Genomic DNA, 17,501 nt, shown 5'->3' with positions numbered 1-17,501 from the left:
CGTCTACTCCGGTGCCTGCGGTGCGTGTCTGGGATCGAGTGTACCGGCCATCGCGGCGACTTCCGCCTCGATGGTCGCGTGGGCGCGCGCGGCGTCTGCGGCGCGCGCGCCGCCGGCCTGCGCCGCTTCGCCCAGGGCGTGCTGGCGCCAGACCGGCAGCAGCACGTCGCGGATGCGCTGGTAGCGAGCCAGCAGGTCGAGCGACTGGTCGCGCAGCAGGGCCAGTTGGGCGACGCCGGTGGTCCACGACGCGCGCACGGTGTCGAGCTGGGCCAGGCGCTGCAGCAGGCGCTCGCGCGGCGAGGCGACGATGCCCGGCACGGCGCCGGCATCAGGGTGTGCGTCGAGCCAGGCGCGGGCCTGCCCGGTGCGCGCATCGATGGCTTCGATCGAGCGGGCGACCTCGTCCATCAGCGCCTGCTGCACGGCGCTGCGGGCGCGCAGGTCGTCGGCGTCGGTGTCGGCCCGCGCCAGCAGCACACCCAGTCGTTCGCGCAGTTGCAGCGCCTCGGCTTCGGCCTGCACGTCGCGCCCCAGCAGGCGCCCCAGCAGGCCGGTGCCGTGCCGCGCCGCGCGCGGGCTGCCGGCCTGCAGCGCGCGCCTCAGATCGTCGAGCCGGGATACGAGCGCGGCCGCGGGCGCGTGGTCCAGTGCGTCGGCCAGGCGCGACTCCAGCGCCACGTCCAGCGCGTCCGCACCGTAGCCGACCACGGCCAGCACATCGTCCAGGTCGACCGGCGCCGGGCCCGCGCTCACGGCTTGCCCGGCTTCTCGTCGGCGCGGAAACGCAGCTGTCGCAGCAGCTCGTCCAGCTCGATTTCCTGTGCGGTGGGCGCGCGCGAACGGCGCCCGCCCGCCTGCCCCTGCGCCGCAGGCGCTTCGGCCAGTTTGGTGCGCAGCAGGTCGAGGATCTGCACCAGCGCCGAGTTGAGCTGCGCCTGCCGCTCCTGGCCCTGCGCGAGGTGCGAGAGCACCGGATCGAAGGCACCGCGCATCGCCTCGGGCAGCGACTGCAGCCACTGCGCCGCGCCATCGCCATCGTCGCGTCGCGTGGCCACACTCTCCTGCAGCGAGGCCAGCAGGCGCTCCCAGGGCACGTCCGCCGCGCCCTGCACCGGCGCGGCTTCCGTGCGCAGCGCGGCCAGGCCTTCGGCGATGTCGGTCAGCTGCGCGACCACGCGCGCGCCGGTGTCGGCGTCCTCGCCGCCCATCGCCTTGTTGCGCAGGAAATCGCGCTTGATCTGCGCCCAGCGCGCCGCCTGCGTCTCGTCCATCGTGGCGCGCAGCTCGGCCAGCTTGAGCAGGTTCTCCTCGGCGCCGGTGGTCAGCAGCTGCGCCTCGCCCAGATAGTGGTCGGCGATCAGCTGCTGCAGCTCGGCGACGTTCATCACCGGCGAGATCTTCTCGGCCAGCTTGTTCATGTTGCGATAGCTGCCCTGCAGCCGGAACGACGGCTCGGTGCGGTAGCGGTCGGCTTGCGCGGCGCTGGCGATGTACTGCTGGTTGACGCGGTACACCACGTCGCGCACCTGCATCATCTTCTGCAGGGTGGCGACGATCTCGTTGACCTCGGCGCCGCTGTAGGCATGGCTGAGCGCATTGGTCGAGACGTCCCTGCCCGCGGCCCTGTCGGCGAGCAGATAGAGGTCGGCCATCTCGCGCGTGGCCAGCGGGGCGAGCACCGGGCTGGAGGTCAGGCTGTTCTCGATGTAGCTGAGCTTGAACGCATCCTCCATGCCGCCGAGCACGTCGCCCAGGTTGTAGATGTCGGCGCGGTTGGCGAGCATGTCCGGGATCCGGAACACCTCGCCCGACTCGGTGTACGGATTGCCGGCCATGACCACGCAGAACTTCTTGCCGCGCATGTCGTAGGTCTTCGTGCGGCCCTTCCACACGCCCTCGATGCGGCGCGTGCCGTCGCACAGCGAGATGAACTTCTGCAGGAACTCCGGATGGGTGTGCTGGATGTCGTCGACATACAGCATGGTGTTGTTGCCCATCTCCAGCGCGAGGTTGAGCTTGTCCAGCTCCTGGCGCGAGGTGGCGTCGGGCGCCTGCGCCGGGTCGAGCGAGCGCACCTCATGGCCCAGCGCGGGGCCGTTGATCTTCATGAAGACCAGGCCCAGGCGGCTGGCGACGTACTCCATCAGCGTCGTCTTGCCGTAGCCGGGCGGCGAAATCATCATCAGCAGGCCCATCAGGTCGCTGCGCTTGTCCTCGCCCACCGCGCCCATCTGCTTGGCGAGGTTGTCGCCGATCACCGCCAGGTAGACCTCGTTGATCAGGCGGTTGCGCACGAACGAGCTCAGCGGCCGCGCCCGGAACTCCGACAGCCGCAGCGCCTCGCGCTCGCGCGCGGCGATGCGCTGGCGCAGCGCCTGGTAGCGCTCGAAGCCGGGCACGAAGCGTTCACGATGGCTGCGGAAACGGGCCAGGAAATCATCGACGGGGATCGTGAGCTGGCCGCCCCCGATGCGCGGATGCTCGCCGAGCAGGCCGTCCACCTGCGCCACCAGGGTGGCCTCGACGCTGCGGTGGCGCAGCTCGCGCGCGACCAGGCGCAGCGCAACCGCCTCGGGCACGTAGCCGGCCAGCGCGGCATGGCGCGGGTCGCGCACCATCGCCTGCAGCCACTGCGCGAGCAGCGACCACTGCGCGGCCGGCGACGTGCACTGCCGCAGCGAGCGCTCGAAGCTGTCGACCATGCCGGCCGACTGCAGCTGCGCGTCAAGCGCGTCGAGCAGCTCGCGCGCGTAGTGGCTGAAGCCGAAGGTCGGCTCGCCCTCGCGCAGTTCGGCGAACAGGTAGTCGGCGGCCGGCTGCGCGCCGCTGGCGTCGAACGGCAGCCGCCCCTCGGCGACGAACTCCGACAGCGCGCCCGCCATCTCGGCGCGGAGCGCATCGATGCCATCGCGCGTGGCGAACAGCCGCCGCACCGCTTCCGCGCCGATCGCGCGTTCCGGCCACGGCTGCACGTCCTCGCGAAGCTGGTGTTGCGCCCAGAACATCAGCGCCAGCGCGCGCGCGGCCGGCGCATGCACCAGCGCGCCCGCGCCCTGGTACAGCGGCACCAGCGCCTGCAACAGGCGCGCGGCGTCGTGGTCGTGGATGCCCTTCTCGTAGCCCTCGCGGTAGCGCGGCGCGGCAAAATCGCGCACCAGCCGCTCCAGCGCGGCCGGGTCGGCCAGCGCGTGCTCCAGCGCAGCCAGGTCCAGGCCCTCGCGGCCGTGCACGGCGGCATCGAGGATCAGCCCGGCCAGGTACTCGCCGCGATACAGCTCGGGGGATTCGGAGTCCAGCGAGACCTGCCACCAGTCGCGCAGCGCCTCGAGCTCCGGATCGTGGATGGCTTCGTAGTAGTCGGTACCGGTCAAGTGCACGGCCAGGCCGTCGCCGCGCGGCAGGATGGTCAGGTCCAGTGGCTGGGTGTTGACGCTGAAGCGGTGGCGCGGGCCGAGGCGGATGACTTGGCCGCCGTCCTCGAACAGGTCGCTGCGGTCGCGCAGGCTGCGCACCGCCTGGTCGCGCACGCCCTTCAGGCGCGCCTCGATGTCGTCGGCCTTGACGCTGTCTCGATGCTCGCGCAGGCGCCCGGCCAGCTCGCGCAGCTTGAGGATCAGCGGATCGCCGGCGAAGAAGGCGTTGAGTTCGTCGAGCGTGCCGAGGCGCTCGGTGCGCCGCACCAGGCCGTCGAGGATGCGTGCGGCGGCGTCGAACACCGACTGCGCCTTGCGCTGGCGCTCGTCGAGCAGCGCCTGGCGGTGCGCATCGAAGGTGTCGAGCAGCTCCTCGCGCTTGGCCAGGATGTCGCCGAGGAACTGCTCGTGCTCGCCGAACTGGCTCTCCAGCTCCTCCAGCTGCACCATCAGCCGCGACAGCTGCTCGTCGGCGCGCTCGGGATCGGTGGCCAGGCCCAGCGCGCTGGCGATCGACTGGCCGAACAGCGCGAACTGCGCGCCGAACTGGGCGACAGCCTCGGCCGAGCCGAGGCTGCGCCGCTTCTGGTCGGCGCGCGCGCGGGCCTGGTTCAGGCGCGCATACAGCGCCGAGATCGCCTCGACCACGCGCGTGCGCTGCGTCGCGTCGTCGACCTTCAGGCTGGCCATCAGCTCCGACAGCATGTCCAGCTCGGCCGACATCGCCTGCATGGCGGAAAGCTGCTCGGCCAGTACGCGCGCCGTGTCGGCCTGCTGCGCGACCGCGTCCAGCTGCTGCAGGCGCTCGTGCAGCGGCGCCAGCGCCTTGTCGCCGCCGAGGAACTCGCCGGTGGCCGCGCCGACCTGCTCCTGCGCCAGTTGCAGCGCCTGGCCCATCGCGTCGATCGCGGCGGTGTCGATGTAGCGGTAGTCGCGGATGGTGAGCAGGTGCCCGCGCTGGCGCGAGATCTCGCCCAGTGCATCGACGAACTCGTCGATCACGGTCCAGTTGTCCGGCTGCAGCTTCGCCAGCAGCGCGCGGTGCGCCGCAGTGGCGCTGGCCATGGCCGCATCGGACTGGCGACGGATGTCCTCGACCTTCTCGTACTCGTCGAGCACCGACTCGCCGGTGGCGCTGATCTCGTGCAGCAGCGAGGCCACGCCGCCGCAGTTGCCATCGTCGAGCCAGTGGTGCGCGTCGAACATGCGCCGGGTACCGTGCACCAGCAGCTGGTAGCGCTGCGCCGAGACCTGCGCGCTGTCGATGCCGCGGCCCAGCTCGAGCAGATCGGAGATGCCGCGCACCAGGGCGGCGTTGCCGATCCGGCCCATGAAGCCGGTGCCGGTCGGCGTGCGCGCGGCGAACTCGTCGCTGGTGAACGGCGTCTGCCAGACCTGCATCGGATGGATGCGGGTGGGCGCGTCGCCCTCGGCATGGAACAGCACCATGCGCCCGTCCTGCAGGAAGGCGTAGCCGTGGCCGAACAGCGGGTTCTGCAGCTCGCGGCGGATGGTGTTGTAGACGAACAGCGCCGAGCGCCCGGCCTCGCGCTCGTAGAACACGTACAGCACGTCCTCGCCGTTGGGCGAGCGCAGCGTGCGCTTGTACTGCATGCCCTGCATGGCGGCGTCGAAGGCCTTGTGCTCGCCGTTTTGCAGGTAATAGCCGCCGGGAAAGATGATGCCGTGGTCTTCTGGCAGCTGCACGCAGGCCTGGACGATGGCGTCGTTGCGCACCACCGCGCCGGTGATCGTGTTGTAGATCAGCCCGCGCCACTGCTGCTCGCGGTAGGGCAGGACCTTCAGCAGCACCAGCGACCCGACCATGGCGTAGTCGATGGTGGCATCGTCCAGCGACTGGGTGGCGTCCTCCACCGGTTCGCTGTACACGCCCTGGCCGGTCCCGGTGTTGTTCTCGACCTTGATGGTCAGGTCACCGCCGGTGGTCTCGACGAACAGCGTGTCGAGGATGTTCAGGTGCGGGTGGCGGCCGGCGACCATCAGGTCGCGGGTGGCGCGGGCCCACTCGAAGTCGAACGGCGGCGGCAGCGCGATGTCGCGTTCGCCGCGCGAGTCGATCCACTTCAACGTGCCGTCGCTGCCGATCGCCCAGCGGAACACGCGCACATCGCTGCTGCGCTCGCCGATCTGGAAGGCGGCCAGCAGCTTGCCGTCGCGCTTGATCAGCTGCAGCAGGCGTGCGTGGCGGTAGTAGGCGTAGAGCTCGGTGAAGTCGTGGACGAAGCCCGGCTGCGCCAGGAAACTGTCCTTCGGATCCACCGGGGTGACGTCATAGCCGTCCGGCCCCTCGAACAGGCGGTACAGGCCGAACACGTCCTCGGCCCGGGTCTGGGTCTTCAGCCCGAGAAAGACGTTGTAGCCGAACAGCAGCAGGTCGTCGCCAACCTGGACGATGTCGCGGCCGACGCAGTTGTGCTCGGTGCGCACGCGGAAGCGGCCGGCGACTTCGAGCCGGCTGTCGCCGAACTCCTGCAGCCGGCGCGCGTTGAGGCCTTCGGCCATGCCGCGCAGGCGCACGCCCTGCTCGACCAGGCGACGCCGCAGCACCTCGTAGGCGCCGCCCCGGGCGACGGCCTGGTCGACCGCGCTCGTGGCTGACGCCGCGCCGTCTTCAGTCGTGCCTGTGTTGTCCTGCTTCGGATCGGTCATCGCCGGTCGTCATCCTGCCTGTGTCTTCATCTCCCGTCCCCGCCGTGCGAGGGAGGGAGTTTCAGCGTCAGCTCGCGGCAGCGTCCGCCTTCGGCAGCCCGCGATTCAGGCCCACGCCCAGGTACTTCTGCATCAGCTCCTGCACCACCGGGCTCTTGTCGGCCAGGCCTTCGATCGACTTGCCCAGCGAGATCGCCCGCACCAGGCTGTCGAACATGCCGCCGTCGCCGCCGACCAGGTCGATGTCGGCGTTGCGCAGCGCGGTGGCGATGACTTCCGCGTTCTCCTTCGACACTTCCTTGCCCGCCTCGATCGAGGCCAGCGCCTGCTTGAGGCTGGTGTCGAGCGCCATGCGGTACTCCTCGTGCGCGCGCGCGTTTTCGCTGAGCGAATCGAGTGCCAGGAACTTGCGGGTCAGGCCCTCGGCCTCGGCGGCCAGCTTCCTGCCGACGACCTCGGCCTCGGCCGAGCCGATCGATTCGACTGCGGCCGCCCTGGCGCGGCCCATCTGCTCCTCGCCCTGCGCCTGCGCGCCCAGCTTCTCGGCCAGCACCTTGGCCTCGGCCGCACCCTGCTTGAAGTTGGCATCCGCCATCGCATCGACCACGCGCGCCTCGGCGATGCCGACCTTCTCGATCGCCACCGCGCCGGCCTCCCGCACCTGCGCCTCGGCCAGCCCCGGCGCCGCGCGCTCGGCGCGCACGCCCTCGGCGATCACCTTCTTGGCCTCGGCCTGGCGATTGGCCGCCTCGAGCTCGGCCTGCGCCAGCGTGGTGATCTCGACCGCCCTGTGGCGGGCGGCGGCTTCGCCGGCCTCGGCCTTCTTCACCGACTCCAGCAGCGCCTGCTGCGCGCGCGCCTCGGCTTCGAGAATCGCGATCTGCTTGAGGCGGTCGGCCTCGGAGACCTCGCGCACCTCCTTGATGCGCTCCTCCTCCTGGGCCACGGTCTTGTCGATGGCGATGCGCTCGCGGGTGATGTTGGCCACGTCCATCCGGCCCTGCTCGACCACCTTGTCGCGCTCCACGCCCTGCAGCTGCACCTCGCGGTCGGTGGTCACCTGCTCGAGCTGGCGCGCACGCACCACGCGCTCGGCCTCGATGGCCACGGCGCGCTGGCGGTTCTGCTCGGCCACTTCCACCTCGCGCATCCGGTTCTGGTCGCGGATGTCAATCAGCTGCTGCGCCTCGATGCGCGCGGCCTCGGCCAACTGCCGCTGCTCTTCCTGCACGCGCTGGGTCTCGGCGGTCTCGCGCGCCTGGATGGTCTCGATCTCGCGCTTCTGCCGCGCCTCGGCCTCGGCCTGCTGGCGCTCCAGCGACAGCGTGGCCTCGCGGGTCTCGACGTTCTTCTTGGTGATCGCCAGGTGTTCGTTCTGCGACAGCTCGTTGGTGATCACGTTCTGCGAGGCGGTCAGCTCGGTGATCTTGCGGATGCCCTCGGCGTCGAGGATGTTGCTCGGGTCGAGCACGTGCTTGGGCGTCTGCTCGAGGTAGTCGATCGCCACGTCCTCGAGCACGTAGCCGTTGAGGTCGTTGCCAATGACCTTGATGATCTCGTCGCGAAACTCCTGGCGCTTCTCGAACAGCTCGGTGAACTCGAACTTCTTGCCCACCGTCTTGAGCGCCTCGGAGAACTTGGCGTTGAACAGCTCGTCCACCGCGTGCTTGTCGGAGGCGCGGTCGGCGCCCAGCGCCTTGGCCACGCGCAGCACGTCGGCCTGGGTCTCGTTGACGCGCAGGTAGAAGGCCACCGCGATGTCGGCGCGCATGTTGTCGCGGCAGATCAGGCCCTCCTTGCCGCGGCGGTCGATCTGCAGGGTGATCAGGCTGATCTTCATCAGCTCGGCGCGGTACAGCACCGGGATGATCAGGGCGCCAGTGAAGTGCACCTTCGGCTGCGCGCTCATGTCGTTGACGATCAGCGCGGTGCCCTGGTCGACCTTCTTGTAGAAGGACTTGAAGATGATCGCCAGCACGACGAGCAGGACGGCGATGCCGACAGCGCCGACGAGGAAGGGGCCAAGCAGTGCGAGTTCCATGAAGCGGCTCCTGGGGAACGTTCGGGTATGTCAGAGGGTGTGGTAGTCGCGCTCGGCCATCACCCGCCAGGTGTTGGCCTGCGCATCGTGGTCGAGCAGCACGACGCGATCGCCGCGCGCAATGGTCACCGCGCCGTCGTGGCGCACCTGCAGGATCAGGCCGGCGCCGCCGTCATCGAGTTCGGCCATGCCGTGGCCTGCGTCGACGCCCGGCGTGCGCACGATCGCGACCCGCCCCAGCAGCGACGCCGCCGGCACCGGCCGCATGCGCAGCACGACGCGGCGCAGCGGGCGCAGCAGCATCGCCGTCAGCAGGATCGCCGGCACCGGCGCGAGCAGCAGCAGCACCGTGCCCAGGCCGTAGCGCAGCAGCGCCGGCAGCGGCGAGAGGAAGAACAGGTGGGCGAAGTAGGTGATGATCCAGGCCAGGAACACCAGCACGCTCAGCACCAGCAGCGTGGGCAGGCCGTCAAGGCCGAGGCGCGAGACCATGCCGCCGCCGTCTCCGCCATCCAGGTCCAGCGCGTCGATGCCGAGCATGCCCAGCGCCGCGACCAGCCAGAACAGCAGCAGCCCACCCAGCACGACGCTGTAGGCGAGCGTGGGATAACCCAGGCTGGTTGTCAGGAATAGCGTCACGTCCCCTCCGAATCCCTCTCGTACCTGCGCGCTGCGTGCAGCGTGGCGTCCGTTCGCCGGCATCGCTGGCCGCAAGCGACGCGGGCCGGCGTGCATGATGCCAGCTTCCGGCGTCGTTCCGAACCCAGACGGGGGTGTGAGGCGGATGTGACCGCATCCGTCCCGGTCGCTGGCGCCAGACACCTGATTCCCGCCTGGCCAGCGGCCTTCGGCTGTTGAAGAGCGCTGCACGGAAGGGACGAGGACGCGGCTTTCAGCGGCCCCGGGAGGGCGCCTAACCGCGCCGCGGCAGCGCGGCGAGGATCGACCAGATTCCGCCGACGCCAGCAACCCAGGCCGACAGCGGGACGCCGACGAACGATGGGCCGCCGGCTTCAAGTGCGTACAGCACCGCCGCGACCACGAGCAGGCCGACGCCGAGGATCGCGGCGACCATGCGCCGCTGCAGCGCCTTGAGCGTCTGCGTGATCTCGACGATGTCCTGCGAGCGCATCCGCAGCTCGTGCCGGCCCTCGACCTGCTGCTGCAGCCAGGCGTGCAGCAGGCGCGGCATTTCCGGCGCCTTGGTGATGAGTTCGGGCAGCCGCTTGCGGAACTCGGACGCCAGCTTCTGCGGGCTGTAGCGTTCGACCAGGATGCGTTCGAGCACCGGCCGCGCCACCGCCCAGATGTCGATCTTCGGGTCGAGCAGGCGGCCGATGCCCTCGATGGTGAGCAGGGTCTTCTGCAGCAGGATCAGCTGCGGCTGCAGGGTCAGTTCGTAGCGCTGCGCGGTGCGGAACAGCTTGCCCAGCACCTCGCCCAGCGAGATCTCCGACAGCGGCCGGGTGAAGTACGGCTCGCACACCGAGCGCACCGCGGCTTCAAGCTCGTCGATGCGGATGTGCGAGGGCATCCAGCCGGCCTGCATGTGCAGCTCGGCGATGCGCCGGTAGTCCTTGTTGAAGATCGCCATGAAGTTCTCGGCGAGGTAGTACTGGTCCTCGCTGGAGAGCTGGCCCATGATCCCGAAATCGAGCGCGATGAAGCGCGGGTTGGCCTTGCGGTCCGGGTCGACCCAGATGTTGCCGGCGTGGGCGTCGGCATGGAAGAAGTTGTCGCGGAAGACCTGTGTGTAGAACACCCGCACGCCCTTGGCGGCGAGCGCGCGGCGGTCGATGCCGGCCGCATCCAGCGCCTTGATGTCGTCGCTGTTGATGCCGCGCACGCGCTCGAGCGTGAGCACCTCGACGGTGGTGTGGCTCCAGATCGGCTCGGGCACGTACAGGTCGGGCGATTGCAGCCAGAGTCGGCGCAGCACCGAGGCGTTGGCGCCCTCGCGCTGCAGGTCGATCTCGGCGGCCAGCGTGTTCTCGACCTCGGCGACCACTTCGCGCGGACGGATCTTGTCGGCGTTGGGGTGGGTGCGGGCGACCAGTCCGGCCAGGCTGTGCAGCAGGCCGATATCGCTGGCGATCTGCTTCGCGATCTGCGGGCGCAGCACCTTGACCACCACCTCGCGCCCCGGCGCGTCGCCGACCGGATGCAGGTGCGCCGCATGCACCTGCGCGATCGAGGCCGAGGCCAGCGGCACGATGTCGAAGCTGGCGAACAGTTCGCCGATCGGCGCGCCGAGCGCGCCCTCGACGATCGTGCGCGCCACTTCGCCGTCGAATGGTGCGACCTGGTCCTGCAGCAGCGCCAGGTCGTCGACGATGTCCGGCGGCAGCAGGTCGCGGCGGGTGGAGAGGATCTGCCCGAACTTGACGAAGATCGGCCCCAGCTCCTGCAGCGCCAGGCGCAGGCGGGTGCCGCGCGACTGCGCCGCGATGGCGGCCGATGCGCGCGGCACGAACGGCCGCATCAGCTTGAGCCAGCGCTCGGCCGCGGTGTCGTCGAGCAGGGAATCGAGCCGGTAGCGCAGCAGCACGCGGCCGATGCGCGCGGCGCGCAGCACGCTGCTCAAGGCGCGCCCCCAGCCGACAGGCGCGAGACCCGCGCGGCGATGCGGTCGACGTCGTCGCGCAGGCCGTCGACGTCGTCGAGGAAGGCTTCGAGTTCGGCGCGCGGGACCACGTCGCGCGACTCCTCGGTGACGTATTCGGCGGCGCTGCGCGCGAACTGGCCGCCCACGCTGCGCGCCTGTGCCAGGGCACCGGCAATGGCATTGGCGACCTGCACGCCGATGATCTCGCCGAACACGCTGACGAAGGGCTGCTGCCAGTCCGGGTCGAAGCGTTCGGCCAGGCGCTGCAGGCTGCGCGCCAGCTCCGCATCGCCAGAGACGCGGACGCGGCCCACGGCGGGCGCGTCGTCGCGGCGCAGGAACGGCAGCTGGCCGAGGAGGCCGCCAAGCGTGGTGCGCACGGCGAGGTCGGGTTCGGCGGTGGCATCGACCGGACCGACCGCGATGCGCTCGCCGTCGACGCGCAGCTGCAGGGCGAGCGGCGGAGCGGCGAGCGTCAGCTCGACCACGCGGCCGTCCAGGCGCGCCAGCGCGGCGCGGGTGTCCGCGTCCAGCGCGATCGCACGGTTGAGCGCGGCCTCCAGCGCGCGACCGGCGATGGGCTTGAGCGCGTCGAATGGAGAGGGGGGGCTGGCCATGCGCGGCATTGTAGCGGTGGGCTGCGTGGCGGCGCGTCGAAGCTGGTTGGTCGCCTGGTGGGCAGCTTCGGCCGGAGCCGCGGCGCAGTGGGAACACGCCCGGGAATGCCCCGCAACCTCCGCCAACAGCTCACCCGATCAGGAAACAACCATGAAAAAGGCCCGCCTCGCGGCGGGCCTTCTCGAGAACGTTGGAGTCAGGTCAGACCCGCTTTCCACGCAGCAGCGAAACGATGGCCAGGATCACGAACACGACAAACAGGATCCAGGCGATGTTGGTGGCGGCACCGGCGACTCCGCTGAAGCCGAGTACGGCGGCGATAAGGGCGATGACGAAGAAAATGACGGCGTACCTGAGCATGAAAGCGTCTCCGTGAAGTGGGCCCATGCGGGCCGTGGAATGAATGCACGTCTACGCTACGGCAGGCCCGGTCGCGGATCGGTGAGAGCCGGGTGAGGCTGCTGTGAAGCACTTGGCCGTTACCCTGCGGGTGCGTCGCCCCGCCATGCTGCCTGCAGGCGGCGCAGGCCTTCGGCGATCGGCACGCGCGGCACGTAGCCGAAGTCGCGCCGCGCCGGCTCCATCGAATACCAGTGCGTGGTGCTGAGCTGCTCGGCCAGGAAGCGCGTCATCGGCGGCTCGCCCTTGAGCCGCAGCATCGACCACAGCGTCTCGCAGGCCGCGCCGATCGCGTAGGCCACGCCGAAGGGGATCGAGCCTTCCACCTGCGGTGCGCCGGCGGCGGCGAGCAGCGCATTGACGATCTCGCGCGTGGGCATCGGTTCGCCGTTGCTGATGAAGTAGGCCTTGCCAGCGCAGGCGGCGCCTGGCGCGAGGTGCTCGAACGCATCGAAGTGCGCCTGCGCGGCATTGTCGATATAGGTCGTGTCGATCCGGTTGTGGCCGCCGCCGACGAAGCGCAGGCGGCCGGCCTTGGCGCGCTCCACCAGCCGCGGCAGGATCTGCTGGTCGCCCGGGCCCCAGATCAGGCGCGGGCGCAGGGCGACGGTGGCGAGGTCGGCATCGTTGGCTGCCAGCACCGCCTTCTCGGCGATGGTCTTGGTGGTCGCGTAGGGCGCCTTGAATCCCTCGCCGTAGGGCACGCTGTCGGCGGTCCCGCCCTCGACCGGATGGGTCTTGCGGTGGGTGACGCTGGGGGTGGAGGTGTAGACCAGGCGGCCGATGCCGTGCGTCCGGCAGGCATCGAGCACGTTCTGCGTGCCGGTGACATTGGCCGAGTAGTAGCTGTCATGGCTGCCCCAGGCGCCGGCCTTGGCGGCGTTGTGAAAGATCGCCTCGGCGCCGCCCGCCGCGGCCAGCATCGCCTCGCGATCGGCGAGGTCGCCGCGGATCTGGCGCACGCCCAGCGTATCGAGCTGCGGATAGTGGCCGCGGTTGAAGCTCGACACCTCGTGTCCGCGCTCGACCAGGCCGCGGCACAGGGCCTGGCCCAGGAAGCCACCACCGCCGGTGACCAGGATTCTCATGCGCCCATCCGGTTCCAGAAGGACGCACACGATAGCGACTGGGCCAGACGATTGCGATTTCCAGCCGGATCCAATCGGCGCCAAGTGCTTGTGCCGCAAGAACTTCATAAATCTTCATCGTCGCGTCAGGCACTTCAGACGGCCTTCGGATGGACTGGCGACCCTGATGAAGAGGCGCTTCGATGAGATACCGACCCACGACATTTTTCTCCCTGGTGGCCGCAGGCCTACTCATGCTGTCGCCCACCTCGCGGGCTGGCGCGCCGGTCCAGCTGGACGACGGCTGGCCAGTGGCGGACGCCCTGGCGCGCGGCTGGGACGGCGAACGGCTCGACGCCATGGTGGCCGCCATCGCGGACGACACCATTCCCGGCACCACCAGCGTGCTGATCGCCCACGACGGCGCGCTGGTGTACGAGCGCTATTTCAATGACGCGGACCGGCAGACCCTGCACAACACCCGCTCGGCGACCAAGAGCGTCACCGCGATGCTGGTCGGGGCCGCGATCGAGCGGCGACTGATCACGGGCGTCGACGCATCGGTCTACGGCTTCTTCGCCGAGCGCGCCTGGGCGCATCCCGATCCTGCCAAGGCCGCGTTCACCGTCGAAGACCTGTTGACGATGAGTGCGCAGTGGGAATGCGACGACAACAACGAGTTTTCTTCGGGCCACGAGGAACGGATGTACCTCAGCGCAGACTGGGTCCAGTTTGCGCTGGATCTGCCAATGCGCGGCTACGCAGCCTGGATGACACGCCCGGAAGACAGCCCGCATGGCCGATCCTTCGCATACTGCACCGCCAATCCCTTCGTGCTGGGAGCGATCATCGAGCGCGCAAGCCACCAGCCCTTGTCTGCATTCGCCGCCGAAGCGCTCGAACGTCCGCTGGGCATCGAAGCGTCGCAATGGCAACGCTCCGCGGAGGGAACGGGCATGGGAGGTGGCGGTGTCGGCTACCGCAGCCGTGATCTCGCCAAGCTTGGCCAACTGCTGGTCGATGGCGGTCGATGGCGCGGCCACCAGGTCTTGCCTGCCGACTGGATCCGAGACATGACTACCGTGCACGCGTCCACGTCGTTCGACGCCGACTACGGATACCTGCTGTGGCGCTTCGCCTTCGACGCGGCGGACGGCCGGCAGCGATACGCCTGGGCAATGGCGGGCAACGGCGGCAACTACGTGTTCGCGGTGCCCGATGAGCGGCTTGTCGTGGTCGTGACCCGCACCCGATTCAACCAGCAGGGCATGCACCAGGAAACGCAAGGACTGATGCGCGACTACGTGCTCAAGGCGTTGCCGTGACCATGGCCAAGGATCCTGCGGCGCGCGCAGCGTCTCGCTCGCGGTCGACGCTGGCCGTGATCCCGGCCAGCGCGCCCTCGAACGCGGGGGCGTTGCGCAAGCCAGCGAACAGCGGCGAGGCGCGCAGGTAGCCTGCATCGGCATAACCGGCGGCGATGGCGGCATGCAGCGCCGCGAAGGCGGAATCGCGATCGCCGGCGAGCTCGAACAGCAGGCAGGCATCGATGCCATCCCAGGCGTCGCTTCCCTGGGCCAGCCCGGCAATCAGGGCTTGCGCGCGCTCCAGCAGCCGGGCAGGCGGCGGGATGGGCTCGGCGCCCATGGCCCAGGCCATCGTGGCGGGCCAGCTGCCTTGCGGGCTCAGCGCGCTGGCGCGCCGGACCGCGCGCTTCGCCTCGTCGCCGTCGCCACGCGACAATGCGAGCTCCGCAGCGAGCAGGTGCAGTCCCGCGTGCTCGGTGCCGCGGGCCATGGCTTGGTCGAGCGCGGCCTGGGCCTCGCCAGCGCGGCCATGGTTGAACAGGAAGGTCGGCCAGGCGAGATTGGAGAACACGTTGTCGGGGTACAGCTGGAAGCTGTGCCGGTAACGCATTTCGGCCTCGGCGGCGTAACCGAGCAGCGAGAGGTTCGAGGCCACCTGCAGTGCAAGGAACCGCACTTTCTCCGGCTCACGTACTGCCAGGTTCGCCGAGAGCGCATCGGCGAGCCGGCCTCGGCGTTCGTAGAGGTAAGCAGCCGACGCCCGGCTGGCATCGGCTGCCGGATCCAGCGCCACCGCGCGCTCGTAGCCGGCGAGCGCGGCGGCCACATCGCCACGGCAATCGAATGCGTACGCGAGCGCAGCGTGCGCGTTGGCGTTCGCCGGCGCGCGCGCGATCACGCGCCGGGCGAGCGTCTCCGCCATGACGGTGTCGTCCGGACTGCCGTTGTAGAGGCAGGCCCGCGCAGCGTATGCCCGGCTCAGACCGAGCAGCGCAGCGCTGTCGTCGGGCGCTTCCTGCAGGCGCTGCCGGAACAAGGCGATCGCACGCTCGTTGTTGTCGCGCTGGCCGATGCCGGCGTAATAGGCGGCACGCTGCAGCAGCGGCGATGGCGCCGGCGACGGCGAGCGCGGCCACAGCCACCAGGCCAGCGCTGCCAGCATGGCCAGCACGACGAGAGCCGCCGGAAGCAGTGCACGATAGCGGCGGCCGCCTGGTGCAAGCGGGACGGGTGGATCGATCGGCTGCGGCGCACTGCAGAGCTGGTAGCCCTGTCCGCGCACGGAACGCACATAGCGCGCCTTCCGGCCATCGTCGCCCAGCGCATGGCGCAGCAACTTCACTCGCTGGGTCACGGTCTCCTCGCCGACATGCGCCGGCGCCCAGACCCCGTCGATCAGTTCGTCGAAGCCGACCACGCGAGTGCCCTGCTGCAACAGGTAGTGCAACAGCCGGAAGCTCAAACCCGACACGCCCGCTTGTTCAACGCCATCGCGCACGACTTGCTGGCGCGTGATATCGATGAGCAGGTCGTCGAGACGGTAGTGCTGCGGAGGTTGCCTTGCGTCGGGCATCGTCTAGCCCGCCTGCATCGCCGCCCAAGCGGCCAGCGTCTCTCGACCGATCTTCGCGTTGTGGCGGATATCGAGCGGGAAGCGCGGGTGGAACAGCACGGTGTCGATGCGCACGGTGTGCGGATGGCGTGCGCCGATGGCACGCAGCTCCTGCGCGATGCGTGCGTGCTGCGCGGCGCCGACGCCTGCATTGACTTCCACGCACAGCACCGGCTGCTGCGCGCCCTGCGCGCCAACGCCGACCAGTGCGGTGCGACGCACGTCGGGATGGACGTTGAACACCGGCTCGACCTGTTCGCTGTAGAGCGGCCCGCCCACGGTTTCGACCCGGTGCGACTTGCGGCCGCAGAACCAGAGCCGGCCTTCGTCGTCGAACCAGCCGAGGTCGCCCATGCGGTGGACGATGCGCGCCTTCGGCTGGCCCCCACCCCAGCCCTCCCCCGCAGGCGGGGGAGGGAGCCGCTCCTCGCGTGGGGAAGCATTGGCGCCCAGCGTGTCCGAAAGCCCTCCCCCGCCTACGGGACAGGGTTGGGTGGGGGCCACCGGAGCCGCGGCAACCACCTTCTCGCCGATCTTGGCCAGCCGCGTCTGCGCATCGCGGTTGAAGTAGCTGTCGGTCACGCTTGGTCCGGCCACGGTGATTTCGCCCACCTCGCCCGGCGCGACCAGCAGGTCGTCCGACCATTCCTCGATCGCCGCGTCGCTGATCCGGATGATGCGGACCTCGTTTGGCGCCACCGGCCAGCCGACGCAGGTACCTGCCCCCTGTTCTGTGCGCTCGCGCAGCTGCAGCAGCTCGCGGCCTTCGATCACCGCCACCGGCAGGCATTCGGTGGCGCCATACGGCGTCCACAAGCGCGCATCGTCCGGCAGCAGCTGCAGCATCCTCGCCACCACCTCCGGCGGCACCGGCGCGCCGGCAGAGGTCACGCGCCTGACGTTCGGCAGCGGCGCGCCGTGGTCGGCCAGCACCCGCATCAGCGCGGGCGAGCCGAACAGCTGGTCGACGCCGAAGCGCGCGATTGCCGCATGCAGTTTCACCGGATCGGCATCGGCGGGGCGGGTGGGGTCCATGTCGGGAATGATCGAGGTCAGCCCCAGCGCGGGATCGAACAGCGCGAACGGCGGGAAGGTCGGGAAATCGACGCCGCCGGCGGCAATGCCGAACGCGTCGCGCAGCATCGCGATCTGCGCGACGAAATGCCGATGCCGGTACACCACGCCCTTGGGCACGCCGGTCGAACCGCTGGTGAACAGGATCGCGGCGACGTCATCGGGCGCGGTGTCGCTCAGCTGCGGGCCGGCGCCGGCACCGTCGCGTTCGACCTGCGCAAGCGTGGCGTCGGCCAGCAGCGCGCGGCGCCCGGTGGTGACGCGCACGCGCGCCGACTTCGCCCAGCCCAGCAGCACGCGCGCGAACTGCGCCAGCGGGATGCCGATGAAGGCGTCGGGCGCGGCTTCGTCCAGGCACTGGCGCAGCGCGCGCCGGTCGATGCCCGGATCCACCAGCACCGGCACCGCGCCGGCCTTGAACAGCGCGAACATCAGCAGGAAGAACTCCGGCGTCGGCCGCACCATCAGCACCGTGCGCGTGCCGCGCACGATGCCGCGCTGCGCCAGCCCGGCGGCGATGGCGTCGCTGCGCGCATCCAGCTCGCCGTAGCTGAGCGAAACGGCGTAGTCGCCGCGCGCGCCGGGGCAGTGCATGGCGACACGGTCCGGCGCTTCGGCGGCCAGCCGCGGCAGGGCCGCGGCGATGTTGCAGGGGGCGGTCATGGCCGGATTATCGCCGAGCGCGCGCCGCG

Annotated in this window: 11 protein-coding genes; 1 reads left to right on the top strand and 10 read right to left on the bottom strand. The window is 70.2% G+C overall.

Annotation, left to right across the window (positions count from 1 at the left end; all coding sequences use genetic code 11):
* Positions 1–3 precede the first annotated feature (3 nt).
* The 8 genes from ACW5EG_RS00580 to oleD form a co-directional block, all read right to left on the bottom strand.
* Positions 4–756, bottom strand: coding sequence for a hypothetical protein (locus ACW5EG_RS00580; protein ID WP_457016598.1), 753 nt, complete (start codon positions 754–756; stop codon positions 4–6).
* Positions 753–6,086, bottom strand: a complete 5,334-nt coding sequence (locus tag ACW5EG_RS00575) for a DNA repair ATPase (protein WP_457020563.1) — start codon at positions 6,084–6,086, stop codon at positions 753–755. Before ACW5EG_RS00575 ends, ACW5EG_RS00580 begins: the two co-directional genes overlap by 4 nt.
* A gap of 67 nt (positions 6,087–6,153) precedes the next feature.
* Complete coding sequence (locus ACW5EG_RS00570) at positions 6,154–8,127, bottom strand: hypothetical protein (protein ID WP_457020562.1); 1,974 nt, start codon at positions 8,125–8,127, stop codon at positions 6,154–6,156.
* Between the two features lie 30 nt (positions 8,128–8,157).
* Complete coding sequence (locus tag ACW5EG_RS00565) at positions 8,158–8,766, bottom strand: hypothetical protein (RefSeq protein ID WP_457016594.1); 609 nt, start codon at positions 8,764–8,766, stop codon at positions 8,158–8,160.
* A 274-nt stretch (positions 8,767–9,040) separates the two neighbouring features.
* Complete coding sequence (gene ubiB, locus ACW5EG_RS00560) at positions 9,041–10,711, bottom strand: ubiquinone biosynthesis regulatory protein kinase UbiB (protein ID WP_457016593.1); 1,671 nt, start codon at positions 10,709–10,711, stop codon at positions 9,041–9,043.
* Entirely contained in the window at positions 10,708–11,349 is a 642-nt protein-coding gene (locus ACW5EG_RS00555; RefSeq protein WP_457016591.1) for a ubiquinone biosynthesis accessory factor UbiJ, read from the bottom strand. Before ACW5EG_RS00555 ends, ubiB begins: the two co-directional genes overlap by 4 nt.
* A gap of 202 nt (positions 11,350–11,551) precedes the next feature.
* The gene (locus ACW5EG_RS00550; protein WP_149102795.1) at positions 11,552–11,710 is read right to left on the bottom strand and encodes a DUF1328 domain-containing protein; all 159 of its coding nucleotides are present in this window, start codon (positions 11,708–11,710) and stop codon (positions 11,552–11,554) included.
* A gap of 119 nt (positions 11,711–11,829) precedes the next feature.
* On the bottom strand, positions 11,830–12,837 hold the full coding sequence (oleD, locus tag ACW5EG_RS00545; RefSeq protein ID WP_457016589.1) for a 2-alkyl-3-oxoalkanoate reductase: 1,008 nt from the start codon (positions 12,835–12,837) through the stop codon (positions 11,830–11,832).
* 182 nt (positions 12,838–13,019) lie between these two features.
* Between oleD and ACW5EG_RS00540 the strand changes: the two genes are divergently transcribed.
* On the top strand, positions 13,020–14,141 hold the full coding sequence (locus ACW5EG_RS00540; RefSeq protein WP_457016587.1) for a serine hydrolase domain-containing protein: 1,122 nt from the start codon (positions 13,020–13,022) through the stop codon (positions 14,139–14,141).
* Here ACW5EG_RS00540 and ACW5EG_RS00535 read toward each other — a convergent pair.
* Positions 14,125–15,696, bottom strand: coding sequence for a winged helix-turn-helix domain-containing protein (locus ACW5EG_RS00535; RefSeq protein WP_457016585.1), 1,572 nt, complete (start codon positions 15,694–15,696; stop codon positions 14,125–14,127). The two genes, ACW5EG_RS00540 and ACW5EG_RS00535, sit on opposite strands and share 17 nt — an antisense overlap.
* 3 nt (positions 15,697–15,699) lie before the next feature.
* On the bottom strand, positions 15,700–17,472 hold the full coding sequence (locus ACW5EG_RS00530; protein WP_457020561.1) for a fatty acid CoA ligase family protein: 1,773 nt from the start codon (positions 17,470–17,472) through the stop codon (positions 15,700–15,702).
* Positions 17,473–17,501: the final 29 nt, after the last annotated feature.

The organism is Luteimonas sp. A611, from assembly GCF_054072715.1.
Note: the sequence above shows the minus strand (reverse complement) of the source record. Positions and strands in the feature narration are given on the sequence as shown.

Coding starts and splice junctions, on each gene's coding strand:
- ACW5EG_RS00575 (WP_457020563.1), bottom strand. CDS start 6,086: ATGACCGATCCGAAGCAGGACAACACAGGCACGACTGAAGACGGCGCG.
- ACW5EG_RS00570 (WP_457020562.1), bottom strand. CDS start 8,127: ATGGAACTCGCACTGCTTGGCCCCTTCCTCGTCGGCGCTGTCGGCATC.
- ACW5EG_RS00555 (WP_457016591.1), bottom strand. CDS start 11,349: ATGGCCAGCCCCCCCTCTCCATTCGACGCGCTCAAGCCCATCGCCGGT.
- ACW5EG_RS00550 (WP_149102795.1), bottom strand. CDS start 11,710: ATGCTCAGGTACGCCGTCATTTTCTTCGTCATCGCCCTTATCGCCGCC.
- oleD (WP_457016589.1), bottom strand. CDS start 12,837: ATGAGAATCCTGGTCACCGGCGGTGGTGGCTTCCTGGGCCAGGCCCTG.
- ACW5EG_RS00540 (WP_457016587.1), top strand. CDS start 13,020: ATGAGATACCGACCCACGACATTTTTCTCCCTGGTGGCCGCAGGCCTA.
- ACW5EG_RS00535 (WP_457016585.1), bottom strand. CDS start 15,696: ATGCCCGACGCAAGGCAACCTCCGCAGCACTACCGTCTCGACGACCTG.
- ACW5EG_RS00530 (WP_457020561.1), bottom strand. CDS start 17,472: ATGACCGCCCCCTGCAACATCGCCGCGGCCCTGCCGCGGCTGGCCGCC.